Here is a 22,972-nt window from a genome sequence, read left to right as displayed (position 1 = left end):
ATGTCACGCCTGCATTCTCATGATCTCCTGGAAAGCCTCGACGGCCTTGTTCCGCACGGCCATGGTCAGCTGCAGGCCGAGCGACGCCTCGGTGGCCGCCATGGTGTACTGCGCCGGGTCGGCGAGCGTGCCGTTGGCGACCTGGACGGCCAGGTCGGAGGCCTTGGACTGAGCGTTCTGGACGCTTTCCAGGCCGGAGGACAACATGCCGGCGAAGTCGGTGCCGGAGGTCGACGGGGTGGCGTTGGTGCCGGCGGCGCCCGAGGTCTTGCCGATCTCGGTGACCTTGCTGAGCGCGTCGGCCGGGTTGATCGCCGAGAATCCGCTGATCGCGCTGATCGGAGAGGTCATGGTCAGCTCTTCCCGAGGTTGATGGCGGCGGTGTACGAGTCCCGGGCGCGGTCGACGACGGACAGGTTCGCCTGGTACGCGCGCTGCGCCATGATCATCTGAGCCATCTGGCTGCCGAGGTCGATGTCCGGGCGGCGGACGTACCCCTCGGTGTCGGCCAGCGGATTGTCCGGCTCGTAGGTCAGCTTGCCCTCGGCGCTGCCGTAGGCGATGCCGCCGACCTGGGCGCCGTTGCCGTCCTGGGCCTCCTGAGCGACCACGTAGCGGGCTTGGAAGGCGTTGTCCGACGTACGGCTGACGTTGTCGATGTTGGCGATGTTGTCGGAGACCGCGTCCAGCCACTTGCGGTAGACGGTGACGCCGGAGCCGGCCACGCCGATCGCGTTGAAGGTGCTCATCTAGATCAGGCCCCCTTGATCGCGTCGCGGATCAGGCCGTACTTGCTGTCCAGCGCGCGGAGAGTCAGCTGGTACCGCATCGTGGTGTCGATGTGCGAGAGCGTCTCCTCGTCGAGGTTGACGTTGCTGCCGTTCAGCCGCGTCGGCTCGAGCGAGTGCGCCACGGTCGGTGTGACCGAACCCGGCGCACGGCCGTGGTCGACGGCGCTGCTCAGCGCCTCTTCGAACTTGACCTTACGGGCCTGATATCCCGGCGTCTCGATGTTCGCGATGTTGTCCGCGATGGCGGTCTGCCGTGCGCTGAGGCCGGCGACCGAAACCTTCAGAGATGCGGTGGACACGTCGTTGAACACGGCTGGTTCCCCTCAGTCGTACAGGTCGCCGGTCCGTGGCGGTGATTGAGCGATCCGTCGCTCGTACCATCCGATTCGGCTTCCTGGGGGATCCGCTTAGTGTCAAACGGTTGCCGCGAAGTTGCAGCGTCGACCGGCGGCGATCGCGGGAATCACATCGCGCAGTCGAGATAGACCGGGCGTTTGACCGCTTCACCCGTCTCGATTCGGGCGTTCATGGCCAGTTGTTGCCGGGTGGCGACCATCCGGCGGGCGATCTCCTCGGCCGCGCGCAGCTGGCGGGTGAGGATCTCGTCGGCCCGGGGCCGCAGTTCCAGCGGGAGGGCGCCGAGTTCGGTGGGCGGTTTCCACAGCTCGGCCGGCGGGTGCTCGGCGAACCGGTGCTCGTCGGCCAGCATCGCCTCGGTCGCCGCGACGTCGAGTTCCATCTCGTCGAGCGCGGCGACCCACGCGTCCCGCCAGTCCCCAGTCACCGATGTGACCCCTTACGTCTCAGCTGGCCTGTGCCGCGGCTTCCCGCCACGCGTCCCGCAGCGGCTCGACCAGGGCCCGGCAGGCGGCCACCCGGTCGGGCTCCCGCCTGATGTTGGCGCCGATCAGCTCGGTGAGCAGGAAGCCGTACAGGTTGGCCAGGCCGGGCGCGCCGGACCAGGCGTCCAGGTCGAGCGTCGTACGCAGCTCCAGAATGATCTCCTGGGCGTGGGTGAGTTTCTCGGAGGCGGTGTCGCGGTCACTCGCGCGCAACGACTCCTCACCCTGCATCAGGTCCATCACCAGACGGTCGTAGAGCATGACCAGCAACTTGCCGGGCGAGGCAGTGTTGATCGAGTCCGCCAGGTAACGGTCGCGCAGTGCGGGAGAAGACATCAATTCCCTCGTGTCTCGGGTCAGCCGAGCTGGCTGGACAGGTAGGAGGACTTCGACTTGAGGTTGCTCAGCGCGGTCTCCAGGGACGCGTACTGCTTGGTCAGGGCTTCGCGGCGCTGTTCGAGCCGGACGTCCCAGTTGTCGATCTGCGCGCTCATCGAATCGATGAGCGACTTGCGGCCGGTGACCGCGTTGGTGACGTTGTCGGTCTGCTTCTGGGCGACGGCCTTGAAGGTGTCGGCCATGGCCATGCCGGCAGTCTTGATCTTGTCCGGGTCGGCGGCGTAGGACGTCTCGAACGCGGACTTGTCGAACGTCAGCGTGCCGTCCTTCTCCAGGTGCACCCCGATCTTGCTGAGGCTGCCGATGTCGGCCTGGCCCTGGCTGACCGCGCTCATCACCGACTGGCTGATCTGCCGGACCATGAACTCGCCGGACAAGGCGGCGCCGGTCTTGGTCGCCGCGTCGTACTTGGTCTGCTTGGTGACCTCGCTGATCACCGCGTTGGCGGCGTCCACCATCGCCTTGATCTTGTCGGCCATGCCCCCGGTGTCCGAGGTGACGCCGATCGAGACGTTCTTCTGCTCCTTGGTGGCGGTGAGCGTCACGCCGGCCATCAGATCGGTGAACGTGTTGGTGCTGCTGGTGACCGAGTAGCCGCCGTCCTCGTCGGCCCCGCCGACCTGGAGCATCGCGTCCTGGGCGGCGACCGCCGGCTTGAGGTCGGCGTCCAGTCCGCTGACGCTGAAGCCGTTCGCCACGCCGGTCTTGGCCGAGGTCAGCTGCAACACGCTGTCACCGGTGCTGGTCTTGACCACCGAGGCTTTCACGCCGATGCCGGCGCTGTTGAGGGCGTCCGAGATGCCTTGGGCGTTGTGCGGCTTGTCGGTGAGGTCGATGGTGACCGGGTCGCTGCCGTCGTCGAAGTTGATCGTGAAGCTGCCGCCGCTCGCGAGGTCGGCCTCGGAGTCGACGCGCGCGGTGGAGATCTGCGCCTTGGCCAGTTGCACCACGTCGAAGGTGAGGCTGCCGGTCTGGGTGGCGGTGGTGCCGGGTGTGGCGGCCGCGGTGACCGCGTCGGACGACGACGTCGGTTTGATCGAGCGCCAGGTGGCGAGCTTGCCGAGGTCTTCGGCCGCGGTCTTCAGGGTGGCGAGCTTGGTGTTGACCGACTGGTACGAGGTGACCTGGCTCTGCGCGGTGGAGACCTTGCTCTGCAGCCGGGTCTGGGGCTGCGACTCGATCTGCATGAGCTGGTTGATCATCGTGGAGGTGCTGAGGCCGCTGACCAGGCCGTCGACGGTGCTGCCCACGGTGCGCCCCTTTCTGTCGGTCGTGGTGGTGCTGGATGACGCCGGTGCCGAATGTGGAGGAGGGCGGCCGGCGCCGTCTGCCAGCCGCCCTCAACCTGTTCGGTCGTGGTGCTTGTTCAGTTAGCCGTTGCCGGTTGCTGTTCCGTTGCCTGAGCGCCGTGCAGCAGCGTCAGCGGAGCAGCGAGAGCACGTTCTGCGAGGCCTGGTTGGCCTGCGACAGCATCGACGTACCGGCCTGGGTCAGGATCTGGCTGCGGGTGAAACCGACCATCTCCTGAGCCATGTCGGTGTCGCGGATCCGCGACTCCGAGGCGGAGAGGTTCTCCACCGCGACGTTGAGGTTGTTGATGGTGTGCTCGAACCGGTTCTGGTACGCACCGAGCGACGCACGCTGGTCGGAGACCGTCTGGATGGCGTCGTCGATGGCGGTGATCGCGGCCGGGGCGCCGGTGTCCAGGTCGAGACCGTCGGTGCCCAGGTCGGTGGCGCTGATCTTGTCGATGCTGATCTCGAGCGTCTCGGTCTCGTTGGCGCCGACCTGGAACGTCTTGTTCTGGTAGGAGCCGTCGAGCAGCTTCGACTTGCCGAACGCCGTGGTGTTGCCGATGCGGTCGAGCTCCTTGTTGAGCTCGTCGAACTCCTTCTGCGTGGCGCCACGGGCCTCGGTGTCGTTGGCGCCGTTGTTGGCCGCCTGGACCGAGAGGTCACGCATGCGCTGCAGGATGGAGTGCACCTCGTTCAGGGCGCCTTCAGCGGTCTGCGCGACGCTGATGCCGTCCTGGGAGTTGCGGACGGCGACCTTCAGGCCACCGACCTGCGAGCGCAGGCCCTCCGAGATGGAGAGGCCGGCCGCGTCGTCGGCCGCCCGGTTGATGCGGAAACCACTGGACAGCTTCTCCAGCGACTTCGACATCTGCCCGTCGGTGATCGACAGGTTCCGGTAGGAGTTCTGCGCGGCGACGTTGTTGTTGATGCGAAGACCCATGGTGATTTTCCTCCTTGAGCAGGGGTCTGGTCCGGGCCCATCCGTGGGCCCTTGGCTTACGCCCTGAGTGATCGGTTGGTTGCCGACAGTCATGAGAAGTATCCGAGACTTGTTCGCACCTGTTCTCGAAACCGGGGAAAACACGTCGCACCGGATCGCAACCCGGCGGGTCCCGAATCCTCAGAGAAGTAACGCGGATGCCGACCTGTCCGGTAGCGGGGGAGAAGCCTCCGCGCTAGGAGGACCGGCGTGAGCCTTACCGACCTGTCCAGCGTCCTGTGGCGATCTCGCGAGTTGCTCGAGCTGCTGCTGTTCAAGCTGGAGGAGGAGCAGCTGCTGCTGGCGGCCGGACGCTCGCGCTGGCTGTCGCACGCGACGCGGGAGGTCGAGGTGGTGCTGGATCAGATCCGGCAGACCGAGGTGGCCCGTGCGGCGTACGCGCAGGCCGTGGCCACCGAGCTCCACCTGCCGGCCGAGGCTTCCCTGGGTGAGCTCGCCGACGCTGCGCCGGACCCGTGGTCGGAGCTCCTGCACCAACACCGCAAGGCGTTCCTGACCCTGACCTCGGAGATCAGCTCGATGGCCGAGGCCAACCGGGACCTGCTCACCGCCGGGCAGCGCGCAGCTCGCGAAACGATGCTCGCGTTCGCCGGAACCGTGGAAACGTATGGCCGGCAGGGACAGACCGTCACCGGCGGCGTGCGCCGCCCCAGCCTGGTGGACGAGGCGATCTGATGGCTAGCAGCTTCGGGGGCATCAACACCGCTCTGACCTCGCTCTACGCGCAACGTCGCGCCCTCGACGTCACGGGTCAGAACATCGCGAACGCGAACACCGAGGGATACACCCGGCAGCGCGCCGACATGCAGTCCCAGGTCGGTTCGATCTCGGCCGCCGTGTACTCGAAGACCGACGGACTCGGCACCGGGGTCGCGATCTCGGATGTGCACCGGCTTCGCGACGAGTATCAGGAGAACCAGGGCCGCGTCGAGCACGGGAAGAGCGCCTACCTCACGCAGGCGACGTCGGCGTACAACGCGATCGAGGACTCGTTCGCCGAGCCGGGCGACACCGCGCTGGCCGCGCAGCTGCACGACATGTGGGGCGGCTGGAACGACGTGTCCAACAACCCGCAGCTCGCCGCCACCCGGTCCACGCTGTTGCAGCAGGCCTCGACGGTGGCCGACGGGCTCAACACCGCCCACGCGGCGCTCGCGTCACAGTGGTCGCAGAACAACACCACGCTGTCCGCGTACGCCAACGAGGTGAACACCGCGGCCGACTCGATCGCCCAGCTGAACGGCAGCATCGTCAAGGCCAAGGCCAGTGGCGTGACCGTGAACGAGCTCGAGGACCGGCGTGACCTGCAGGTGATGCGGCTGTCCGAGCTGACCGGCGCGACCGCCTCGCCCCGGGCCAACGGCGCGATCGACGTGTTCGTCGGCAACTCCACCCTGGTCAGTGAGTTCAACACCCGCAAAATGGAGGTCTCCGGCGCCGATCGGCTGGAGGACCAGGGCTCCGATCCGACCACGCTGCGCTGGAGCGACACCAAGAGCACGGTGCAGGCCGGCGGCACGATGGGCGCGGTGGCCGACACGATGTCCACGATCATCCCGGCCATCTCGGACGCCCTCGACTCGGTGGCCAAGAACCTGGCCGACAAGGTGAACACGTTGCACAGCAGCGGATTCAGCAAGGACGGCAGCACCGGACTGGACTTCTTCACCAGCAGCACCGGTGGTGACATCACGGCCGGGACGATCCGGCTCGGCATCACCGACCCGGACCAGGTCGCGGTCTCGGCCCAGGCCGGCACGCTGGACAACACGATCGCCGACCAGATGACCGACCTCGGTGAGGCGGCGAACGGGCCGGACCGCGAGTACCAGGCGATGATCGGCCAGCTCGGTGTCGCCTCGCAGGCGACGATCCGGCGCGGCGAGATCCAGGCGACCGTCACCGACCAGGCGGACGCGGCCCGCGAGGCGTACTCCGGCGTGAACCTCGACGAGGAGATGACCAACCTCCTCACCTACCAGCGCGGGTACGAGGCGGCGTCCCGCGTGCTGACCACCATCGACTCGATGCTCGACCAGCTCATCAACCGCACCGGCCTGGTCGGCCGCTAAAGGGGGTAGGACGTCATGGCCATCAGCGGCGGACGCGTCACCGAGGGCAGCATCCACACCCGGGTGCTGGCCAATCTGCAACGCAACATCGCCAAGGGCGAGAAGATCCAGGAGCAGCTCTCCAGCGGCAAACAGATCAACCGCCCGTCGGACTCGCCGACCGGCACGGTCTCGTCGCTGCAGCTGCGCGGCGAGGCGCGGGCCACGCAGCAGTACCAACGCAACGCCGACGACGGCATCGGCTGGCTCGGTACGCAGGACAACACGTTGACCAACATGTCGACGCAGACGATCGCCGCCCGCGATCTGATGGTGCGCGGCCTCAACCAGGGTGCCAGCGACCCCTCCGCCAACGAAGCGCTCGCGACCGAAATTGAACAGATCCGGTCGCAGCTGATCTCGTTCGGGAACACCAAGTACATGGACCGTCCGGTGTTCGGCGGATCCACACCGGGCCCGGCCGCGTACGACGAGTCCGGCACCTATCTCGGTGATGCCGGCGGCACGTCACGGACCGTCGGGCCGGGCACCAAGGTCCGGGTCGACACCACCGGTCCGGAGATCTTCGGAGAGGGAGATACCCAGCTCTTCAAGGTTTTGCAGGATGCTGCGGATGCAATCCGGGCCGGTGACACGGCTGCGACCAGTGACGCCCTCGGTAACCTTGACACCGCGCACAATCTCCTGAAAACCACTCTTTCGGATGTTGGCGCTCGTTACAATCGGCTTGAACAGATGAAGCAGTCCGCACAGGACCGATTGCTGACCGTGACCACGCAGCTGTCCGATATCGAGGATGTCGACCTGCCGAAAACGATCATGGAAATGCAGCTTCAGCAGACCTCGTACCAGGCAGCTTTGGCCGCCTCGGCCAAGGTGATCCAGCCCTCGCTCATCGATTTCTTGAGGTGACCATGAGCACGCAAGCAGTCTCTCGAACGCACGGGGATCAGATGATCACGACAATTCCCACGATCCACCTGGCCGCGCCCATGCCCGGTTTCCCGGCGCACACCCGGTTCGCCCTCGTGCGGCTGAACGACGAAGGCCTCCTCTACGCCTTCACCTCGCTGGACAACCCGGAGCTCCGCTTCCTCGTCGTCCCGCCGGACCCGTTCTTCGAGAACTACACCCCGGAGATCCCGGACGAGGCCCAGGCGCTGCTGGGCTACCCGGACGCCGAGGACGTCATCACAATGCTGGTGATCACGGCGGGCAAGGACGCCACCGCCGCCAACCTGATGGCCCCGATCGTCATCAACACGGTGAACCGGATGGCCCTGCAGGTCGTACTCGCGGGCACGGACATGCCGGTGCGCGCGATCCTCAACCGGAAGTAGGCATCGGGCCGGTCCTGTCCACGGATGGAAAGGGGCATCGGTGCTCGTGCTGACCAGGAGGGCCGGCGAGAGCGTGATGATCGGCGACGACGTCGTCATCACCGTTCTCGAGGCCCGGGGCGACGTGATCCGGCTCGGTATCCAGGCGCCACGGGACGTCCGGGTGCATCGCGAGGAGGTCTATCGCGAATTGCAGGCGGCCAACCGCGAGGCGGCCTCACCCACCGACGCGGTGGTCGAGGAACTGTCCCGGAACCTGCGACCGTCCGACCCGGACACACCCGGAGATTGACTGCGCCAACGAAAAGCGCCCCGCCGGCACGGCGGGGCGCTTTCGTCGGCCGGGTCAGCCGAGCGGGGCGCCGCGGGCGATCATGAAGCGGATCGGGTCGGTCGCGTTGGCGTGCGTCGCCGGGGTTCCGGTGTGGACCTCGAAGTGCAGGTGCGGGCCGGACGACGAGCCGGACGAGCCGACGTACCCGAGAAGCTGGCCGGTGGCCACGGTCTGGCCGACCACCACGGACGGCCGGCGGATCATGTGGCAGTACCGGGTCACGTAGTTCAGCTCGTGCTGCACCTCGACGTACCAGCCGCAGCCGGAGATGGAGCGGCTGCCGTCCACGTCGCAGTTGTTGGTGGAGGCGTTGCACACCACGCGGATCACCGTGCCGCCGTGCGCGGCCCTGATCGGGGTGTTGCGGGCCGCGCCCAGGTCGACACCGTCGTGGGTAGGCCGGGTGGGCGTGTGGAAGCCGCTGACGATGCTCGCCGCCACCGGCTGGATCCAGGTCTTGGACACCACCGGCGGGGGCGTCGTCGTGGAAGTCTTCGGGCAGGTCGGGATGGGGAACACGGCGCGCGCGACGTAGGCGTCGGCGACCCAGTAGTTGTTCGCCAGCCTGTCCCAGAGGTTCGTGGTTCGGACGGTGCCGCGGATCGTCTCGGCGCGAACCTGGCAGACGATGGAGAGCTTGCCGCCGTTCGGCACGGTACCGGCGAGCCGGCCGGCCGCGGCGGGCGTCAGACGCATGTTCAGGGCGGTGCCGCCGGTCCTGGCGGTGCCGACGCCCGCGACCTTGACGGCGGCGGCGGCCGGAGCGGTCGCGGCCAGCGCGCCGGTGAACAGACCGGCCGCGGCGAGGAGCGTGGCGGCGATGCGGCGCTGATGTCGAGCCTTCATGGGCTTTCCTTCCCGGCACGCGTTCGCGTGCTCACCGGGTCAGGCTGCCGAGCGGGGGATGCCGCCTCGGGTGCGCCGCGAGTGCGGGACAGTTGCGGCCGAATCCACCGAAACGACCATGGGAGTCCCGGCAGCGCTGACAGATTGAGAGCACCGGCAATGCTTGCTTCTCGAGGAGTCCTTCATGGCGCGGTTGGCCGAAATCGGTGTCGCGAAACGTCTGGGCCTTATCGTGGCCACCGGTGTGGTCGGTCTGGGCGCGCTTGCGCTGATCAGCGCCATCAGTCAGCGGCAGCTGGCGGACGAGGCCGAGAACGTCCGCCGGCTGGAGTCGGCGCTGGCCGCCCTCAACCACCTGGACACCCGGCAGTCCGAGCTGAAGGTGGACATGTACCGCCAGCTGCTCGGTCAGGACATGTCCTCCGACGTGTCCGACGACGTGACCTCGGCGACCGAGGCGGCGCAGGCGGTGCAGGACGCCGGTCTGCCGGCCCGGATCCAGCCGATGTTCGACGACCTGAAGCCGGACGTGGTCTCGTTCGGCACGTTCGCGAGCGACTTCGTCAAGAGCGCGGCGACCGACCGTGAGGCCGCCCTGCGGGACATCGATCAGATCCCGGAGCGCAACAACATCTCCGACGACAAGATCGACGCGATCAAGGGCGAGCTGGAGAAGGACATCACCACCGCGCGCGCCGACATGGACGACACCACCGGCCGTACCGAGTGGCTGACCGACGGCGTCGCCCTGCTCAGTCTGCTGGTGCTCGTCGGTCTGGCGGTCCCGGTGGCCCGGTCGATCCTGCGGCCGGTCCGGCGGCTCGGGGAGGTGATCGACGGCCTGGCCCGGGGCGACCTGACCGCGCGCAGCGGGATCAAGGCCCGCGACGAGGTCGGCCGGATGGCCGGCGCCCTGGACAGCGCGCTCGAGTCGATCCACCGGTCGATGTCGGCGATCGGCAGCAACGCCGACGCCCTGGCCAACTCGGCCGGGCGGCTGACCGCGGTGGCCGGCCAGATCGCCGAGGCGGCCAACAGTACCGACGCGCAGAGCACGTCGGCGTCGGCCGAGGCCGAGGAGATCTCCCGCAACGTGCAGACGGTCGCGGCCGGCTCCGAGGAGATGGGCCTGTCGATCCGCGAGATCTCCAGCAACACCAGCGAGGCCGCGCAGATCGCGGCCGTGGCGGTGTCCGAGTCGGCCCGGGCCACCGAGACGATCCGGCAGCTGGGCGAGTCGTCGGCCGAGATCGGCAACGTGATCAAGCTGATCACGTCGATCGCCGAACAGACCAACCTGCTGGCGTTGAACGCGACGATCGAGGCGGCTCGGGCCGGCGACGCGGGTAAGGGTTTCGCGGTGGTCGCGTCCGAGGTGAAGGATCTGGCTCAGGAGACGGCGCGGGCGACCGAGGACATCGGCGCCCGGGTCACCGCCATCCAGCAGGACACCGGGGGCGCGGTCGAGGTGATCACCCGGATCAGCGAGGTCATCGCCAAGATCAACGACTATCAGACGACGATCGCCAGCGCGGTCGAGGAGCAGACCGCCACCACCGCCGAGATGAGCCGCAGCATCAGCGAGGTGGCCTCGGGCAGCGGCCGGATCGCGGCCAACATCTCGGACGTCTCCAACGCCAGCGCCACCGCGGTGCAGGGCGTCAACCAGACCCGTCAGGCCAGCTCCGAGGTGGCCCGTGCGGCCGAGGACCTGCGCTCCCTGGTGTCCGGTTTCAAGCTCTGACAATGGTAGGACCGGGCGGTGTCCGGGCCCCGGACACCGCCCGGTCCTACCACTTGTAACTGAGCTGCACCGGCCGCATACCTCGCGGATCAACGCCGCCGGCCGACTCTTGTGCCCAGACAGGAAACAGAGTCGGTGACCAGCGCGGGAGCGGATCGTGGGCGCAGAGCAGGAAATCATCGTGGTGGGCCGGGGCCGCACCCTCGATCTGACCGCCGACGCCCACGTGCACACCGGTTTCGCGGCCGGCCGGGACAGCGTCGGCGTGGTCGTCTCGGCCGCCGACCGGGCCGGGCTCACCGCCGTCACCTTCGCCGACCAGGTCGCCCGGGACACCACCTGGCTGCCCGCGTACGCCGACGCCGTGCGCCGGGCCCGGCGGCGTACCGAGCTGACCCTCCGGATCGCCGCCGAGGTCGAGGTCGTCCGCCCGGACGGCTGGCTGGCCTGGCCCTCGGCCGATCTGGGCCACCTGGAGGCGCTGTCGGTCGCGGTCACCCGCCTGCCCGCCGAGGGCGGTCCGATCGGTCCGCGCGAGGTCCGGCAGGCGCTCGCCGCCGGCGTGCTGAGCGAGGAGCGGGTCGCCGAGATCGTGGTCGACGCGACGGTCCGCGGCCTGGAGCGCGCCTCCCGCTACGTGCCGACCCAGCTGGCCCGCCCGCTCAGCCTGCTGACCCAGGTCGGCATCGACGACTCGGTGCTCTCCGACGAGGTGCTCGACCACCTGGCCGACGGCTGCCGCAACACCGGGACCGCGGTCGAGATCAGCGAGGCGTGGCGGAGCCCGTCGCCCCGGATGGTGGGCCGGCTGCGGGACGCCGGTGTGCCGCTGGTGGCCGCGAGTGACGCCCGGTACGCCGCCGAGGTCGGCCACTGGCAGTACCTGCTGCGGGTCTGAGGGAAATCGCCCTCCGGGTCTGAGGGAAAGCAGGCACTGAGCGTCGCGGCGACCGTACGCTCGGTCATATGAGCCTTGTTCAGCAGAGCATCGAGGTCGGCGCGCCCCTGCACACGGTGTACGAGCAGATCGCCACGTTCGAGAACTACCCGCGCTTCATGACCGGGGTGGAAGAGGTCACGCCGATCGGCACCGACCGTACCCACTGGGTCATGGATGTGGACGGCCACCGCCGGGAGTTCGACGCGCAGATCACCGAGCTCGCCCTGGACGAGCGGGTCTCCTGGGCGACCACCGACGGCCCGCGGCTGAGCGAGACCATCACGCTGCGGCCGATGGGCGAGACCCGGACCCAGCTGGTCGCGCAGCTCGACGCCGACGTCGCGTTCCTGCTGCCCAGCGACCGGCACGGTCAGGAGACGCTGACCCGGCAGCTCAAGAACGACCTGAACACCTTCAAGGGCCTGGTCGAGAGCGGGGTGCTGGGCGCGCACGGCGGCCTCGCCGGCGCCAGCACCAAGCAGCTCACCGGCCGGTCGAGCACGGTCTTCGGTAGCCCGCCCACCCCGGCCTCGGTAGCCGCACGGATCAAGCGGCGGGAGAACCCGCACCCGGGTGCGGGCTGGGGAACGAGCGCTTCGGGGAGGGCCTTTGGCCCGGACCGGGGCGGGGCTGAGGACGGCATGGCCAAGATGGGTACGAACGTCGACATCACCAGCGCCCCCGGCATCACCAACGTGCACGACCTGGACGACGTGCTCGCCCCCGGCCGGCGCATCGGTGGTCCGCACACGGTCCGGGGCAGCGCGGCCGGCACCCGGACGGGCACGGCGGAGATGGGCGGGCGTACGCAGAGCAAGGACACCTGGGGCGATGGCATGATCAACGAGGAGGATCGGGGCAGCGCCCACGACTACGGCGGGTGATGTTTCGATGAGCCTGATAATTCGGTTACAAGCCGCGCACCGAACTTGCCAAGACGCCGGGCGAACGGCAAGTTAACCGAGTGCAACGCATACCCCTCCAAGAGATCACCGATCGGACCGCCAAGCAGCGCGACGCGTGGTGGACCGTCCTGCTCGTCGACCCGCTGGCTATCCGGCTGGTCCGGCTGGTGTACCCGTACCGCTGGATCACCCCGAACCTGCTGTCGGCGTTCGCTTTCGTCCTCGGGCTCGGTGCGGCCGCCTGCTTCGCCCTGCAGGACCGGTGGTGGCTGGTCGGCGGGGCGCTGCTGTTCCACCTGAGCTTCGTCGTCGACTGCATGGACGGCAAGATCGCCCGGCTGAACGGCACCGGGACGATCTTCGGCGTCTGGTTCGACTTCATCTTCGACCGGATCCGCGTGATCATCTGCACCGTCGCGCTGTTCGGCGGGCAGTACGCCAAGACCGACGACGTCACGTACGTCTGGCTCGCCGCCGCCGTGATCTGCCTCGACCTGTTCCGCTATCTGAACGGCTCCCAGGTCGGCAAGATCAAGAGCAGCATGGCCGCCCGGCTGGCCGACGCCCGGGGTGCCCGCCCCGAGGTGCCGTCGCCGGACGAGGAGGAGTCCGACCCCGAGGACGCCAGCCCGGCCACCTCGGCCGAGCCGGCGCCGATCGACGACGACCGCGGCGCGTACCTGCGTTTCCGCAACTGGTTGCTGCGCAGCCGGATCCGGGTGCACCTGTTCAGCGGCATCGAGTACGAGATGACGGTGTTCATCGTCGGCCCGGTGATCGGCTTCGTCTTCTGGACCACGATCGTCTCCGGCGTGCTGCTGCTCGGCTTCGAGGCGCTCATCGTGCTGCGGCTCTACCAGCTCACCCGGCGCTTCCCGGCAATGCTGGCCAAGGCCGAGCACGAGGGTGAGGCGGCTCGCCTGGCGACGGCCGGAGGTCTGACCCCGGCCGGTGGCGAGCAGGCCGGCGGTCTGGCTCCAGGTCACGTCTGAACGCGGGAACCGGGTCGCCCGCCGCGCCGTCGCGGCGGGCGACCTCCCAGCGCTCAGAATCCGAAGCGCCGAGCCGGCACCCGGTGTCCGAGGTCGCCGGCGTCCGCGGTCAGTCGGTGCGGGCGGCGAAGTGTTCGAACGCCTTGAGGTTGGCCAGCGACTCGCCGCGCTTGACCCGCCACGCCCACTCCCGCCGGATCGACTCGCCGAAGCCGATCTCGAGCATCGGGTCGAACGACTCGTCGGCATAGGTCAGCACCGCGCCGAACAGCCGGTCCAGTTCGTCCTCGTCCAGCGACCGCAGCGACACCCGGCCGGTCAGGTAGACGTCGCCGGCCGCGTCGATCGAGAAGCTGACCGCGTACATCCGGGCGTTGCGCCGCAACAGCCAGGCCCAGAGCTCCTCGCGGTTCTCGTCCGGCTGCCGCATGACGAACGCCTCGATGCGCAGGGCGTGCTCGCCCACGATCAGGTTGCAGGCGGTCTTGAGCTTGTGCGTACCCGGCAACGTGACGACCCACGCGTTGTCGCCGGTGGCCTCGCACTCCAGCTCGCGGTCGGCGCAGACCTTCTCGATCAGGTCCTTCACCATGCGTACGCCTCCAAGCGGGCCGCGATCAACGCCCGGTGCGCGGCCACCGCATCACGGTAGACCCGGAGCAGACCCTCGGCCGTACGGTCCCAGGAGAACCCGGCGGCGTGCTCGACCGCGCCCGCCGACAACTCCGCCCGGAAACCGGGCGCGGCCAGCAGACGGTCCAGGACCCGGGCCCAGTCGTCCGGATCGTGCCCGTCGATCAGCACACCGCTGATGCCGTCGCGTACGGCGGTGACCAGCCCGCCGACCGCGGCCGCGACCACCGGCGTGCCGCAGGCCTGCGCCTCCAGCGCCACCAGCCCGAACGACTCGTTGTGGGAGGGCACCGCGACCAGGTCGGACGCGCGGTAGAGGGCGGCCAGGTCGTCACCGGTCTGCGGCGGCAGGAAGACGACCGCGTCGGCCACGCCGAGCGAACCGGCCAGCTCGATCAGCGACGTCGGCCGGTCGAGGCCGCTGCCGCTGGGACCGCCGCAGATCACCGCCGTGATCGGGACACCGGGGTCGCGGGCGCGCAGCGCGGCCAGCGCCCGGATCAGCACGTCCGGGCCCTTGAGCGGCTGGATCCGGCCGACGAACGAGACCACGTGGCCGTTCTCGGGCAGGCCGAAACGGGCCCGGTCGCGGGGCCCGGGCCGGAACCGGCCCAGGTCGACGCCGGGCTGCACGACGCTCAGCCGGGCCGGGTCGGCGTCGTAGCAGGCGATCAGGTCCTGTGCCTCGAACCGGGTGTTCGCGACCAGGGCTTCGGACTCGGCCACCACCTGTTCCTCACCGATCACCCGCATCCGCGGTTCCGGGCGGTCACCGGCGGCGATCAGCCGGTTCTTGACCTTGGCCAGGGTGTGCGCGGTGTGCACGTGCGGCACACCCCAGCGTTCCCGGGCCAGCCAGCCGACCTGGCCGGACAGCCAGTAGTGGGAGTGGATGAGGTCGTAGTGACCGGGCGGATGCGCCGCCTCGGCCCGCAGCACGCCGTTGAGGAAAGCGCACAGCTGCGACGGCAACTCTTCCTTCGACAGACCCTCGAACGGGCCGGCGGTCACATGGCGGACGGTGACGCCGGGCGCCATCTCCACCACCGGGGGCAGCTCGGACGAGGTGGCACGAGTGAACACCTCGATCTCGATGCCCAGCCGCGCCAGTCGTTTCGCGGTCTCGACGATGTACACGTTCATGCCGCCGGCGTCGCCGGTGCCCGGCTGCTCGAGTGGCGAGGTGTGTACGGAGAGTGTGGCTATGCGCCGTGGGGTCGGCCAGTCAGCCACTTCTAGTCCTTCCGAGGGGGGCAAACGTTAAGGACAACTGATACAGGTTCGTTCATCTTCCGGCTTCGGGATTTATCTTCCCCACCGAGGAGGGCTGAACCCAAGCCGCCGCCGGTCGAGGGTGACTGACGTCATGAGGCAGGATCAGACCCATGACGAAGAAGCTTGCCGTGGTCACCGGTGCGTCCAGCGGGATCGGCGCGGCCACGGCCCGCCGGCTGGTCGCCGAGGGCTTTCACGTGGTCGCCGCCGCCCGGCGCGCCGACCGGCTGGCGACGCTGGTCAAAGAGGTCGGCGACGCCACCGCGGTGGAGTGCGACGTGACCGACGACGCGTCGGTGGCCCGGCTGCGGGACACCGTCGAGGGCCTCGACGGCTCGCTCAACCTTCTGGTCAACAACGCCGGCGGCGCGCACGGGATGGATCCGGTGGCGACCGGGTCGGTCGAGGACTGGCAGTGGATGTACGACGTGAACGTGCTCGGCACCCTGCGGGTCACCCAGGCTCTGCTGCCCGCGCTGGAGGCCAGTGGCGCCGGCACGATCGTGGCCATCGGGTCGACCGCGGGATTCGTGGTCTACGAGGGCGGCGGCGGGTACAGCGCCGCCAAACACGCCCAGAACGCCCTGATCGGGACGCTGCGCCTGGAGATCGTGGGCAAGCCGGTCCGGGTCATCGAGATCGACCCGGGCATGGTGCGGACCGACGAGTTCTCGCTCAACCGCGTCGGTGACCCGGCCAAGGCCGACGCGGTCTACGCCGGGGTGCCCGAGCCGCTGGTCGCCGACGACATCGCCGACTGCGTGGCCTGGACCGCGACCCGGCCGCAGCACGTCAACGTCGACCGGCTGGTGGTCCGGCCGATCGTGCAGGCCGCGCAGCACAAGGTGTACCGGCAGCAGTGAGGCATCTCGGCGCGGTCACCCGGGGCACGACCAACCCGAACCGGTTGCGCCGCGTCGACAACTGGATCGCGTACCGCTGCGGTGATCTGCTCGCCGCCGCGGACGATCCGACGGTGGTCGATCTGGGTTACGGCGCCACGCCGGTGACCGCCGTCGAGCTGCGTGCGCGGCTGGCCGCGCGGGTCCGGCGCGATGTCGCGGTGGTCGGCCTGGAGATCGATCCGGTACGCGTGGCCGCCGCGCAGCCGGCCGCCGCCCCGCCGCTGCTGGAGTTCCGCCGGGGCGGTTTCGAACTGGCCGGCCTGCGCCCGGTGGTGGTGCGCGCGTTGAACGTGCTGCGCCAGTACGACGAGGCCGAGGTGGCCGGCGCCTGGGCCACGATGACCGCCACCGGCGCGGTGCTGGTCGAGGGCACCTGCGACGAGCTGGGCCGGGTGGCGGCCTGGGCCTACGTCGAGGACGGCCGCCCGCTGACCCTGACCCTGTCGGCCCGGCTGTCCGATCTGGACCATCCCGCGACGTTCGCCGAGCGGCTGCCCAAGGCGCTGATCCATCACAACGTGCCGGGCGAGCCGGTCCACGAGCTGTTGCGGAGTCTCGGGCACGCCTGGGACGCGGCGGCCGGCTCGTTCGGTGCCCGGCAACGCTGGCGCCGGGCCGCCGCCACCCTGCGCGCCGAGGGCGTACCGGTCCGGTACGAGCCACAGCGCTGGCGCCTCGGCGAACTGACGGTCGCGTGGCCCACCCGGCAGTGGTAGGCCCGGACGCTGCCCGGGCCTGCCACTGAAGGGGCACGTACGGACCGGGCCGGCCTCTCTGGTGAGGGAGAGAGGCCGGCCCGGTGTCTGTGGGGGTCCTACTGGTCGAGGGTCACCTTGAACATCGGGTCGGCGGCGACCTTCTTGAAGGTTTCGAGGCTGCCGGCCGTCGAGTTCACCGCGATGTTCCGGTCGCCCTCGTTGTCGGCCGCGGTGTCGAAGTAGACCACCGCCTTGACCTTCGGGTGGGCCGCGAGCTCGGGCACCACGGTGTTGAAGGCGGCCGACTTGTCGGCCGGGGACTTCACCCGGTGATACATGCCCCACTCGGCCACCATGATCGGCTTGGTCGGGTAGTTCTTGACCATGTAGTCGTACCAGCCCAGGCCGCCGCCGCTGGGCTGCCGGTCGAGCAGGTCACCCATGTCGCCGTAGTGGTAGTAGCCCTTCTCCACGCTGACGTACGAGTCCAGCCCGATCCAGTCGACCACGTCGTCGCCCGGGTAGAGGTCCTTCCACCAGGACTGCGCCATCCACTTCTCGTTGCCCATGTACGCCAGCACGTTGACCATGTTGGACACACCCTGGCCGCGCAGCCGGGTGATGACGTGGCGGTACATGTTCGCGTAGTCCTTGGCCGTCATGCCCGAGCCGGCCGCGGCGTTGATGTCGTTCTCCGGCTCGTGGTGCAGGGCCAGGAAGAACTTCTGGGTCGGGTACGCCTTGCGCACGTAGTCGGCCCACTTGTCGATCCGGGCGTCGGAGCCACCGGCGGCGACCTTGGCCCACGTCGTGTTGTACGCGACCTTCCAGTTCAGCAGCAGCACCCGCGGGTGGGCGGCGTCCTTGGTCATCGCGATCTCAGCGGCGGTCGGGAACATCTCGTCGCCCTTGTGGTACGTGTGGTAGATCGTCGCGGTCCGGCCGGTCAGCGCCTCCCACTCGATCAGCGCTTTGTCCCGCGGGGCGTCGGTGAAGCCGCCGGCCGCCGCGCCCCACAACACGCCGCAGCTGGGCACGAGCAGGTCACCGGTGGTGCACGCGGTCGGCGCGCTGGGAGTCGAAGCGCTCGGGGCCGGCTTGGTCGGGGTGCTCGGCACCGGCTTGGTCGGCGCGGTCACGTTCCGGGTGTACGTGTAGGCCAGCTCCGGCCCGCCCGCCTTGGTGTCGCCGTACTCGACCGAGCGCAGCCGCGTCACGACGGTGGTGGCCGCCGAGCGCAGCGCGAACGCGTACACCCCGGGCTTTTTGACCACACTGGACAGATCGAAGCGCACCATCGCGTCGGTGCTCTTGGGGGTGATGGTCCGCAGCGCGACCGAGGTGGCCGGTGCGTTGGCCGCGGTGATCTTCGACTCGGACCAGCCGGCCGCGACCGGGTAGAGGCTCAGCTTGGCCGCGACCGGCTTGCTCTCCAGCGGCAGGCGCAGCTCGGCGGCGGTGAACGCGGCGCCGCCGGGCAGGGCGGGCACGGTGAACTTCACGTAGGACACCCGGGTCTCACCGCCGGTACGACCCACGACCAGCTTGTCGGCGCCGCCGAAGTTCGTGGTCCGGCGGGCGCTTGACGTGTACGCGTCGTCGCCGGCGAACACACTCTTCGTCTCGGTCACCGTGGCCGCCTCGGCCGACGTGGTGACCGCGAAGCCCGCTGCCGCCACCACACCGGTCAGGGTCACCCCGATCAGTCCCCGCCTGGCATCCATGCCGTTCCCCCTCGTGAAGTCGTTGTCTGACATTCACGATCGGGAGTACGAGGTGCCGGTCCGGATCCCGTCCGGGTGCAGGCGCGGTGCGCCCCGCGCTTACTCCTGGTGCGCAGAGCCGCTCTGCGCACGAAGAGGAAGCGCCGCCGGTCAGGACCGGCGGCGCTGATGGTGCTGCTATGTCGTGGTGCCTATGGGGTGGAACCGGCCCGCTGGGCGATGACCAGGCGAAGCGCCTCGATCAGCAGGTCGGAGGTGAACGGCTTCTTCACCAGCAGCGCGTCCTCGGCGATCAGGCCCTTGGTCACCGCGATGTCCTTGGGCAGACCGGAGATGTAGACGACGCCCATGCCCGGGCGCAGCGAGGTCGCCGCGCGGGACAGTTCGCCACCCGAAGCCCCGGGCAGGCCCAGGTCGGTGATCAGCACATCGATCACGCCGTCGTGGTCACGGCAGGTGGCGATGGCCGACTCGGAGTCCGGTGCGACGAGTGTGTCGAAGCCGCGGCGCTCGAGCATCCGCCGCATGATGTCGCGCAGATCCTCCTCGTCGTCGACGACGAGGACGGTCGGACGGTTCTCTGAGACCTCCGACATGGGCCCCTCCTTGCGGTTCGGTTCCGCGGATCACGCTATCCGCACATGGGACCGGCGGTTGCCGGTTTCGGGCATTACTCAGGCGTTCAGCCAGCTGGTGTTCAGCAGCTTGGCCGGCGCACCGGCCCGGTCGGTGATTTTCGGGGAGGCGTGGGCCACCAGTGCGTCCCGGACCTGCCGGGGCGTGAGTGACGGGTCGGAGCCGAGTACCAGGGCGGCCGCGCCGGCCACGTGCGGGCTCGCCATCGAGGTGCCGCTCATGCTCCTGGACGCCGTGTCCGAGGCCGACGACGCCGAGACGATCCGCACGCCGGGGGCGAAGATGTCGACGCACGTCCCGTAGTTGCTGAAAGTCGCCCGGGTGTCCGTGTTGTCGGTGGCGGCGACGGTGATCGCGTCGGGCTGACGGGCGGGCGACTGCCGGCACGCGTCCTGGTCGTCGTTGCCGGCGGCCAGCGCGTACGTGACGCCGGAGGCGATCGACTTGCGCACCGCGTCGTCCAGGGTCTTGCTGGTGGGGCCGCCGAGGCTCATGTTGGCCACGGCCGGCTTGGCCGCGTTCCTGGTGACCCAGTCGATGCCGGCGATGATGGCCGAGTACGAGCCGCTCCCGGTGCAGTCGAGCACCCGCACGGCGACCAGCTTCACGTTCTTGGCCACCCCGTACGTGGATCCGCCGATCGTGCCGGCCACGTGCGTACCGTGACCGTTGCAGTCCTCGGCCTTGCCGTTGCGGGTGATGGCGTCGTATCCGGCCCGGGCCCGCCCGCCGAACTCCTTGCTGGTGGTCCGGATGCCGGTGTCCAGCACGTACGCGGTCACTCCGGCGGCCGAGCGGTAGGTGTACGACTTCGACAGCGGCCGCCCGGCCTGGTCGATCCGGTCCAGTCCCCAGGTCGGGTCGCTCTGCACGGCGTCGGCGCGGACCCGGGCGTCCTGCTCGACCGACCGCACGACCGGGTGCGCGGCCAGCCGGCGGGCCTGGGTGCGGGTCATCCGGGCGTGGAAGCCGCCGACCGTGGTGTAGGTGGCCCGTACGGATCCGCCGTAGCGACGGACCAGACGCTGCGCCTCGGCCGGCACGTCGGCGGCCTGGGTGCCGGGCCGGAACGTGACGATGTAGCTGTCCGCGATCGCCGCGGAACCGCCGTCGGCCAGGATCGTGCCGGTGGGCAGGGCGGCGGGCGTACCGGCGGCGGCCGAACCGGCGAATCCGGTCAACGCGGCCGCGGCGGCGACTCCGGCGGTCAGCACGAAACGGGCGGAACGGCGCCGGCCGAGGTCGCGAGTCATAAAGGTCCCCCTTTGTCGGCTCCGGCGCGACGTGAGTCACCGTTACGGGTACGCATGCCGGAGTCACCTTCGGGGAACAGGTTGTGGGCGGGCCGGAGTCGCCCGGGGACCGCTCGGGTTGCCCTTGGGTTGCAGCCCGGCCGGTGGACCGGGAAGAGCTAAGTCGATACCGAGGAAGGCCGAACTACCCGCTGTCAGCCCCGCACTGGACTGAAGCTAGGAGAGCATGATGACCACGCTGGTGAGCACTCCCGAGATCGTGACCGTCGACGAGCTGAGCGAACGCTGCGACAGCTGCGGCGCGGCCGCCCGGCTCGAGGTCACGCTGCCCACGGGCACGCTCGCCTTCTGCGGGCACCACGCGAACAAGCACGGCGTCGAGCTGGCCCGGTTGGCCACCGTCGCCCGCGTGGAGAAGGACTTCGAGTGGGCAGGTGTCGCACAGTAACCTCTTGACGGCATCTGCCGCGATATGATCGCTACCTCACGTAACAGCAGCATTTGCACTAATCGAGGGCGCGGTGCAGTTCGCGGCACACGACGTAAGCAGGCTGTCCCGCCTCGGCGCCGGGTGCGCCGGGGTCGCGACGGCCGTCTACGGCGCGGCGGCTCTGCCGTTCGACGCCGTCGACCCGAGCCCGGCGCCGGCCCTGTTGCCCGCCGGGCTCGCGCTCGCTCTGTCGGTCTTCCCGGTCCGCCGTTTCTCCGTCCGCGTCACCGGATATCTGCTGGCCTTCGCCGCCGCCGTCCTGGGCGCGCTGGCTCTGCCCTCGCACCCGGCCGCCGGCGTGGCCACCGTGCTCGCCGCCACCGCCCTGGCCGCCCTCGACATCCGCCTTCCCGCGCCCCGGGGGCGGGTCCGGCGCTTCCGGGTGGCCGACCCGCTGCTGGCCGGCGCGGCCACGATCGCCCTGGTCGCGCTGGTGCCCCGGATGTTCGCCCCGACCTTCCCGGACGGGCATGGACCGGTGCCGCTGATGTCGCCGTACCTGGCCGGCGCCCTGCTCACGCTGACCGTGGGCGCGATCCTGGCCCGTCCCGAGGCCGGACCGCTGCGCACGTCGGCGATGGCCGGCGCCGGCACCACGGTTCGCCGGGCGCTGCCCGCCCTGATCGCCGTACCCGTGCTCGCCGCCCTGGTCAGCGCCCTGGCCGTGCGTACCGGAATCTCCCGGCCGGAGGCCGCGATCAGCACCGGCGCGATCCTTGCCGCCCTGGCCGTGCTGGCCCTCATCGCCCACCTGATCCGCTCGCTCGAGGCGGCCGACCGGCGGCACCGCGAGCTGGTGGCCGAGCTGCACACCGGGCAGGAGTTCGCCAACACGCTGCTGCAGTCGATGAACGAGGCCGTCATGGTGCTGGACGCCAACCACCGGGTCATCGACGTGAACCGGCGCTGGCGGGAGCTGACCGGGCACCGGCACGAGGACGCCGTGGGCTCACTGCCCGAGGTGCTGCCACCGGACGGCACCGGGGACTGGTCGGTGCGGCACCGCGACGGCGCTGAGGTTCCGGTGCTGGCCACGATGGCCGCGGTGCCGGGTTCGGACGGCGCCGCCCGGGCCTACGTGGCCACCTACGTCGACATCACCGACCGCAAACGGGCCGAGGAGTCGATCCGGGCGCACGCCGCCGATCTGGAGGCCGGCAACGAGCAGCTGCGCGAGGCGAACGCCCGGCTGGAGAGCGCGCTGGCCTTCAAGAACGATCTGACCTCGATGCTCACCCACGACGTGGCCCAGCCGATCAGCTCCATCGCCAGCCTGGCCGAGCTGCTCAGCGCCGACTGGGCCGACCTGCCGGACGACATCCGGCACGAGCTGGCCACCAAGATCGATCGGAACACGCGCCGGCTGATCAAGATGATGAACGACCTGCAGCTGCTGTTCCGGCTGGACACCGGTTCGGTCACGGCCCGGCGTACACCGGTGCCGATCCGCGAGGTGGTGGAGGCGGCGGTGGCGGAGAGCCCGGCCGGCGAGGGGGCGGTCGAGCTGGCCGTGGACGAGGACGTCTCGGCCCTGGCCGACCGCGGGCACGTGCACGCCGTGGTGCAAAATCTGCTGGCCAACGCGCTGGCCTACGGCGAGGCGCCGGTCGAGATCCGGGCCGAGCGGCAGGACGAGTCGGTGACGCTGACCGTCCAGGACCGCGGGCCCGGCATCCCCGACGAGCTGGTGCCCAACCTGTTCGGGCGGTTCATGCGTGGTGCCGGCCTGGGCCTGTTCATCGTCCGGCACCTGGTCGAGGCCAACGGCGGGTCGGTCCGTTACGAGCCGGTCGACCCGCGCGGCGCCCGCCTGATCGTCACCCTCGAGCCGGCCACGGTGTCGTCCTGACGTCCTCGC

26 protein-coding genes are annotated in these 22,972 nt (G+C 69.7%); 13 read left to right on the top strand and 13 right to left on the bottom strand.

What is annotated here, in order from left to right; all coding sequences use genetic code 11:
- Nucleotides 1-3: 3 nt before the first annotated feature.
- The 7 genes from fliE to ACGFIO_RS39335 form a co-directional block, all read right to left on the bottom strand.
- Complete coding sequence (gene fliE, locus ACGFIO_RS39365) at nucleotides 4-351, bottom strand: flagellar hook-basal body complex protein FliE (RefSeq protein WP_392835087.1); 348 nt, start codon at nucleotides 349-351, stop codon at nucleotides 4-6.
- 2 nt (nucleotides 352-353) lie between these two features.
- Complete coding sequence (locus ACGFIO_RS39360) at nucleotides 354-749, bottom strand: flagellar basal body rod protein FlgC (RefSeq protein ID WP_392835084.1); 396 nt, start codon at nucleotides 747-749, stop codon at nucleotides 354-356.
- A gap of 5 nt (nucleotides 750-754) precedes the next feature.
- Nucleotides 755-1,102 (bottom strand): flagellar basal body rod protein FlgB, encoded by a 348-nt coding sequence (locus tag ACGFIO_RS39355; RefSeq protein WP_392835081.1) that lies wholly within the window; start codon nucleotides 1,100-1,102, stop codon nucleotides 755-757.
- A gap of 152 nt (nucleotides 1,103-1,254) precedes the next feature.
- Complete coding sequence (locus tag ACGFIO_RS39350; protein ID WP_392835079.1) at nucleotides 1,255-1,575, bottom strand: hypothetical protein; 321 nt, start codon at nucleotides 1,573-1,575, stop codon at nucleotides 1,255-1,257.
- Between the two features lie 19 nt (nucleotides 1,576-1,594).
- Nucleotides 1,595-1,969, bottom strand: a complete 375-nt coding sequence (fliS, locus tag ACGFIO_RS39345) for a flagellar export chaperone FliS (protein ID WP_392835078.1) — start codon at nucleotides 1,967-1,969, stop codon at nucleotides 1,595-1,597.
- Nucleotides 1,970-1,989: 20 nt separating this feature from the next.
- Nucleotides 1,990-3,282 carry a flagellar filament capping protein FliD gene (gene fliD, locus ACGFIO_RS39340; RefSeq protein ID WP_392835075.1) on the bottom strand — a complete coding sequence of 431 codons (1,293 nt, stop codon included), beginning with the start codon at nucleotides 3,280-3,282 and terminating at the stop codon, nucleotides 1,990-1,992.
- 169 nt (nucleotides 3,283-3,451) lie between these two features.
- Entirely contained in the window at nucleotides 3,452-4,267 is an 816-nt protein-coding gene (locus ACGFIO_RS39335) for a flagellin (RefSeq protein ID WP_392835073.1), read from the bottom strand.
- 249 nt (nucleotides 4,268-4,516) lie between these two features.
- Between ACGFIO_RS39335 and flgN the strand changes: the two genes are divergently transcribed.
- The 5 genes from flgN to csrA are packed head-to-tail and all read left to right on the top strand — an operon-like array spanning nucleotide 4,517 to nucleotide 8,031.
- On the top strand, nucleotides 4,517-5,002 hold the full coding sequence (flgN, locus tag ACGFIO_RS39330) for a flagellar export chaperone FlgN (protein ID WP_392835070.1): 486 nt from the start codon (nucleotides 4,517-4,519) through the stop codon (nucleotides 5,000-5,002).
- Nucleotides 5,002-6,399 (top strand): flagellar hook-associated protein FlgK, encoded by a 1,398-nt coding sequence (gene flgK / locus ACGFIO_RS39325; RefSeq protein WP_392835068.1) that lies wholly within the window; start codon nucleotides 5,002-5,004, stop codon nucleotides 6,397-6,399. Before flgN ends, flgK begins: the two co-directional genes overlap by 1 nt.
- A 15-nt stretch (nucleotides 6,400-6,414) precedes the next feature.
- Nucleotides 6,415-7,311, top strand: a complete 897-nt coding sequence (gene flgL, locus ACGFIO_RS39320; protein WP_392835066.1) for a flagellar hook-associated protein FlgL — start codon at nucleotides 6,415-6,417, stop codon at nucleotides 7,309-7,311.
- Nucleotides 7,312-7,352: 41 nt separating this feature from the next.
- Entirely contained in the window at nucleotides 7,353-7,739 is a 387-nt protein-coding gene (gene fliW / locus ACGFIO_RS39315) for a flagellar assembly protein FliW (RefSeq protein ID WP_392835064.1), read from the top strand.
- Nucleotides 7,740-7,779: 40 nt separating this feature from the next.
- A complete protein-coding gene (gene csrA, locus ACGFIO_RS39310; RefSeq protein ID WP_392835062.1) occupies nucleotides 7,780-8,031 on the top strand; it encodes a carbon storage regulator CsrA in 252 nt (83 codons plus the stop codon).
- Nucleotides 8,032-8,085: 54 nt separating this feature from the next.
- Here the strand turns inward: csrA and ACGFIO_RS39305 are convergent, their stop codons facing one another.
- Nucleotides 8,086-8,919 (bottom strand): peptidoglycan DD-metalloendopeptidase family protein, encoded by an 834-nt coding sequence (locus tag ACGFIO_RS39305; RefSeq protein WP_392835059.1) that lies wholly within the window; start codon nucleotides 8,917-8,919, stop codon nucleotides 8,086-8,088.
- A gap of 184 nt (nucleotides 8,920-9,103) precedes the next feature.
- On the opposite strand from ACGFIO_RS39305, the gene ACGFIO_RS39300 reads away from it, so the two are divergent.
- The 4 genes from ACGFIO_RS39300 to ACGFIO_RS39285 all read left to right on the top strand — a co-directional run bounded on the left by ACGFIO_RS39300 (nucleotide 9,104) and on the right by ACGFIO_RS39285 (nucleotide 13,500).
- Nucleotides 9,104-10,663, top strand: coding sequence for a methyl-accepting chemotaxis protein (locus ACGFIO_RS39300; protein WP_392835057.1), 1,560 nt, complete (start codon nucleotides 9,104-9,106; stop codon nucleotides 10,661-10,663).
- A gap of 157 nt (nucleotides 10,664-10,820) precedes the next feature.
- Entirely contained in the window at nucleotides 10,821-11,561 is a 741-nt protein-coding gene (locus ACGFIO_RS39295; protein ID WP_392835056.1) for a hydrolase, read from the top strand.
- Nucleotides 11,562-11,629: 68 nt separating this feature from the next.
- Nucleotides 11,630-12,487, top strand: a complete 858-nt coding sequence (locus tag ACGFIO_RS39290; RefSeq protein ID WP_392835053.1) for an SRPBCC family protein — start codon at nucleotides 11,630-11,632, stop codon at nucleotides 12,485-12,487.
- An 80-nt stretch (nucleotides 12,488-12,567) separates the two neighbouring features.
- Complete coding sequence (locus ACGFIO_RS39285) at nucleotides 12,568-13,500, top strand: CDP-alcohol phosphatidyltransferase family protein (protein ID WP_392835051.1); 933 nt, start codon at nucleotides 12,568-12,570, stop codon at nucleotides 13,498-13,500.
- Between the two features lie 109 nt (nucleotides 13,501-13,609).
- Here the strand turns inward: ACGFIO_RS39285 and ACGFIO_RS39280 are convergent, their stop codons facing one another.
- Nucleotides 13,610-14,092: a YbjN domain-containing protein gene (locus ACGFIO_RS39280; protein WP_392835048.1), complete on the bottom strand. Its 483-nt coding sequence runs from the start codon at nucleotides 14,090-14,092 to the stop codon at nucleotides 13,610-13,612.
- Nucleotides 14,086-15,366 (bottom strand): D-inositol-3-phosphate glycosyltransferase, encoded by a 1,281-nt coding sequence (gene mshA, locus ACGFIO_RS39275; RefSeq protein WP_392835045.1) that lies wholly within the window; start codon nucleotides 15,364-15,366, stop codon nucleotides 14,086-14,088. Before mshA ends, ACGFIO_RS39280 begins: the two co-directional genes overlap by 7 nt.
- Before the next feature lie 152 nt (nucleotides 15,367-15,518).
- Here mshA and ACGFIO_RS39270 point away from each other — a divergent pair, with 152 nt between their 5' ends.
- Both ACGFIO_RS39270 and ACGFIO_RS39265 read left to right on the top strand, forming a co-directional pair.
- The gene (locus ACGFIO_RS39270) at nucleotides 15,519-16,271 is read left to right on the top strand and encodes an SDR family oxidoreductase (RefSeq protein ID WP_392835043.1); all 753 of its coding nucleotides are present in this window, start codon (nucleotides 15,519-15,521) and stop codon (nucleotides 16,269-16,271) included.
- The gene (locus ACGFIO_RS39265; protein ID WP_392835040.1) at nucleotides 16,268-17,029 is read left to right on the top strand and encodes a class I SAM-dependent methyltransferase; all 762 of its coding nucleotides are present in this window, start codon (nucleotides 16,268-16,270) and stop codon (nucleotides 17,027-17,029) included. The genes ACGFIO_RS39270 and ACGFIO_RS39265 overlap by 4 nt, the downstream gene beginning before the upstream one ends.
- Nucleotides 17,030-17,127: 98 nt before the next feature.
- On the opposite strand, the gene ACGFIO_RS39260 is transcribed toward ACGFIO_RS39265, so the two are convergent.
- From ACGFIO_RS39260 to ACGFIO_RS39250, 3 genes are all read right to left on the bottom strand, one after another.
- Complete coding sequence (locus ACGFIO_RS39260; RefSeq protein ID WP_392835037.1) at nucleotides 17,128-18,735, bottom strand: DNRLRE domain-containing protein; 1,608 nt, start codon at nucleotides 18,733-18,735, stop codon at nucleotides 17,128-17,130.
- 191 nt (nucleotides 18,736-18,926) lie between these two features.
- A complete protein-coding gene (locus tag ACGFIO_RS39255) occupies nucleotides 18,927-19,331 on the bottom strand; it encodes a response regulator (RefSeq protein ID WP_392835034.1) in 405 nt (134 codons plus the stop codon).
- 78 nt (nucleotides 19,332-19,409) lie between these two features.
- On the bottom strand, nucleotides 19,410-20,624 hold the full coding sequence (locus tag ACGFIO_RS39250) for a S8 family peptidase (RefSeq protein WP_392835031.1): 1,215 nt from the start codon (nucleotides 20,622-20,624) through the stop codon (nucleotides 19,410-19,412).
- A gap of 229 nt (nucleotides 20,625-20,853) precedes the next feature.
- Between ACGFIO_RS39250 and ACGFIO_RS39245 the strand changes: the two genes are divergently transcribed.
- Together ACGFIO_RS39245 and ACGFIO_RS39240 are read left to right on the top strand one after the other, a co-directional pair.
- Entirely contained in the window at nucleotides 20,854-21,072 is a 219-nt protein-coding gene (locus tag ACGFIO_RS39245; RefSeq protein WP_392835029.1) for a hypothetical protein, read from the top strand.
- A gap of 73 nt (nucleotides 21,073-21,145) precedes the next feature.
- Nucleotides 21,146-22,963 carry an ATP-binding protein gene (locus tag ACGFIO_RS39240; RefSeq protein WP_392835026.1) on the top strand — a complete coding sequence of 606 codons (1,818 nt, stop codon included), beginning with the start codon at nucleotides 21,146-21,148 and terminating at the stop codon, nucleotides 22,961-22,963.
- Nucleotides 22,964-22,972: the final 9 nt, after the last annotated feature.

The organism is Actinoplanes sp. NPDC049265 (assembly GCF_043197135.1).
Taxonomy (GTDB): domain Bacteria; phylum Actinomycetota; class Actinomycetes; order Mycobacteriales; family Micromonosporaceae; genus Actinoplanes.
The sequence above is the reverse complement of the archived record's forward strand: the minus strand, read 5'-3'. Positions and strand labels throughout refer to the sequence as shown.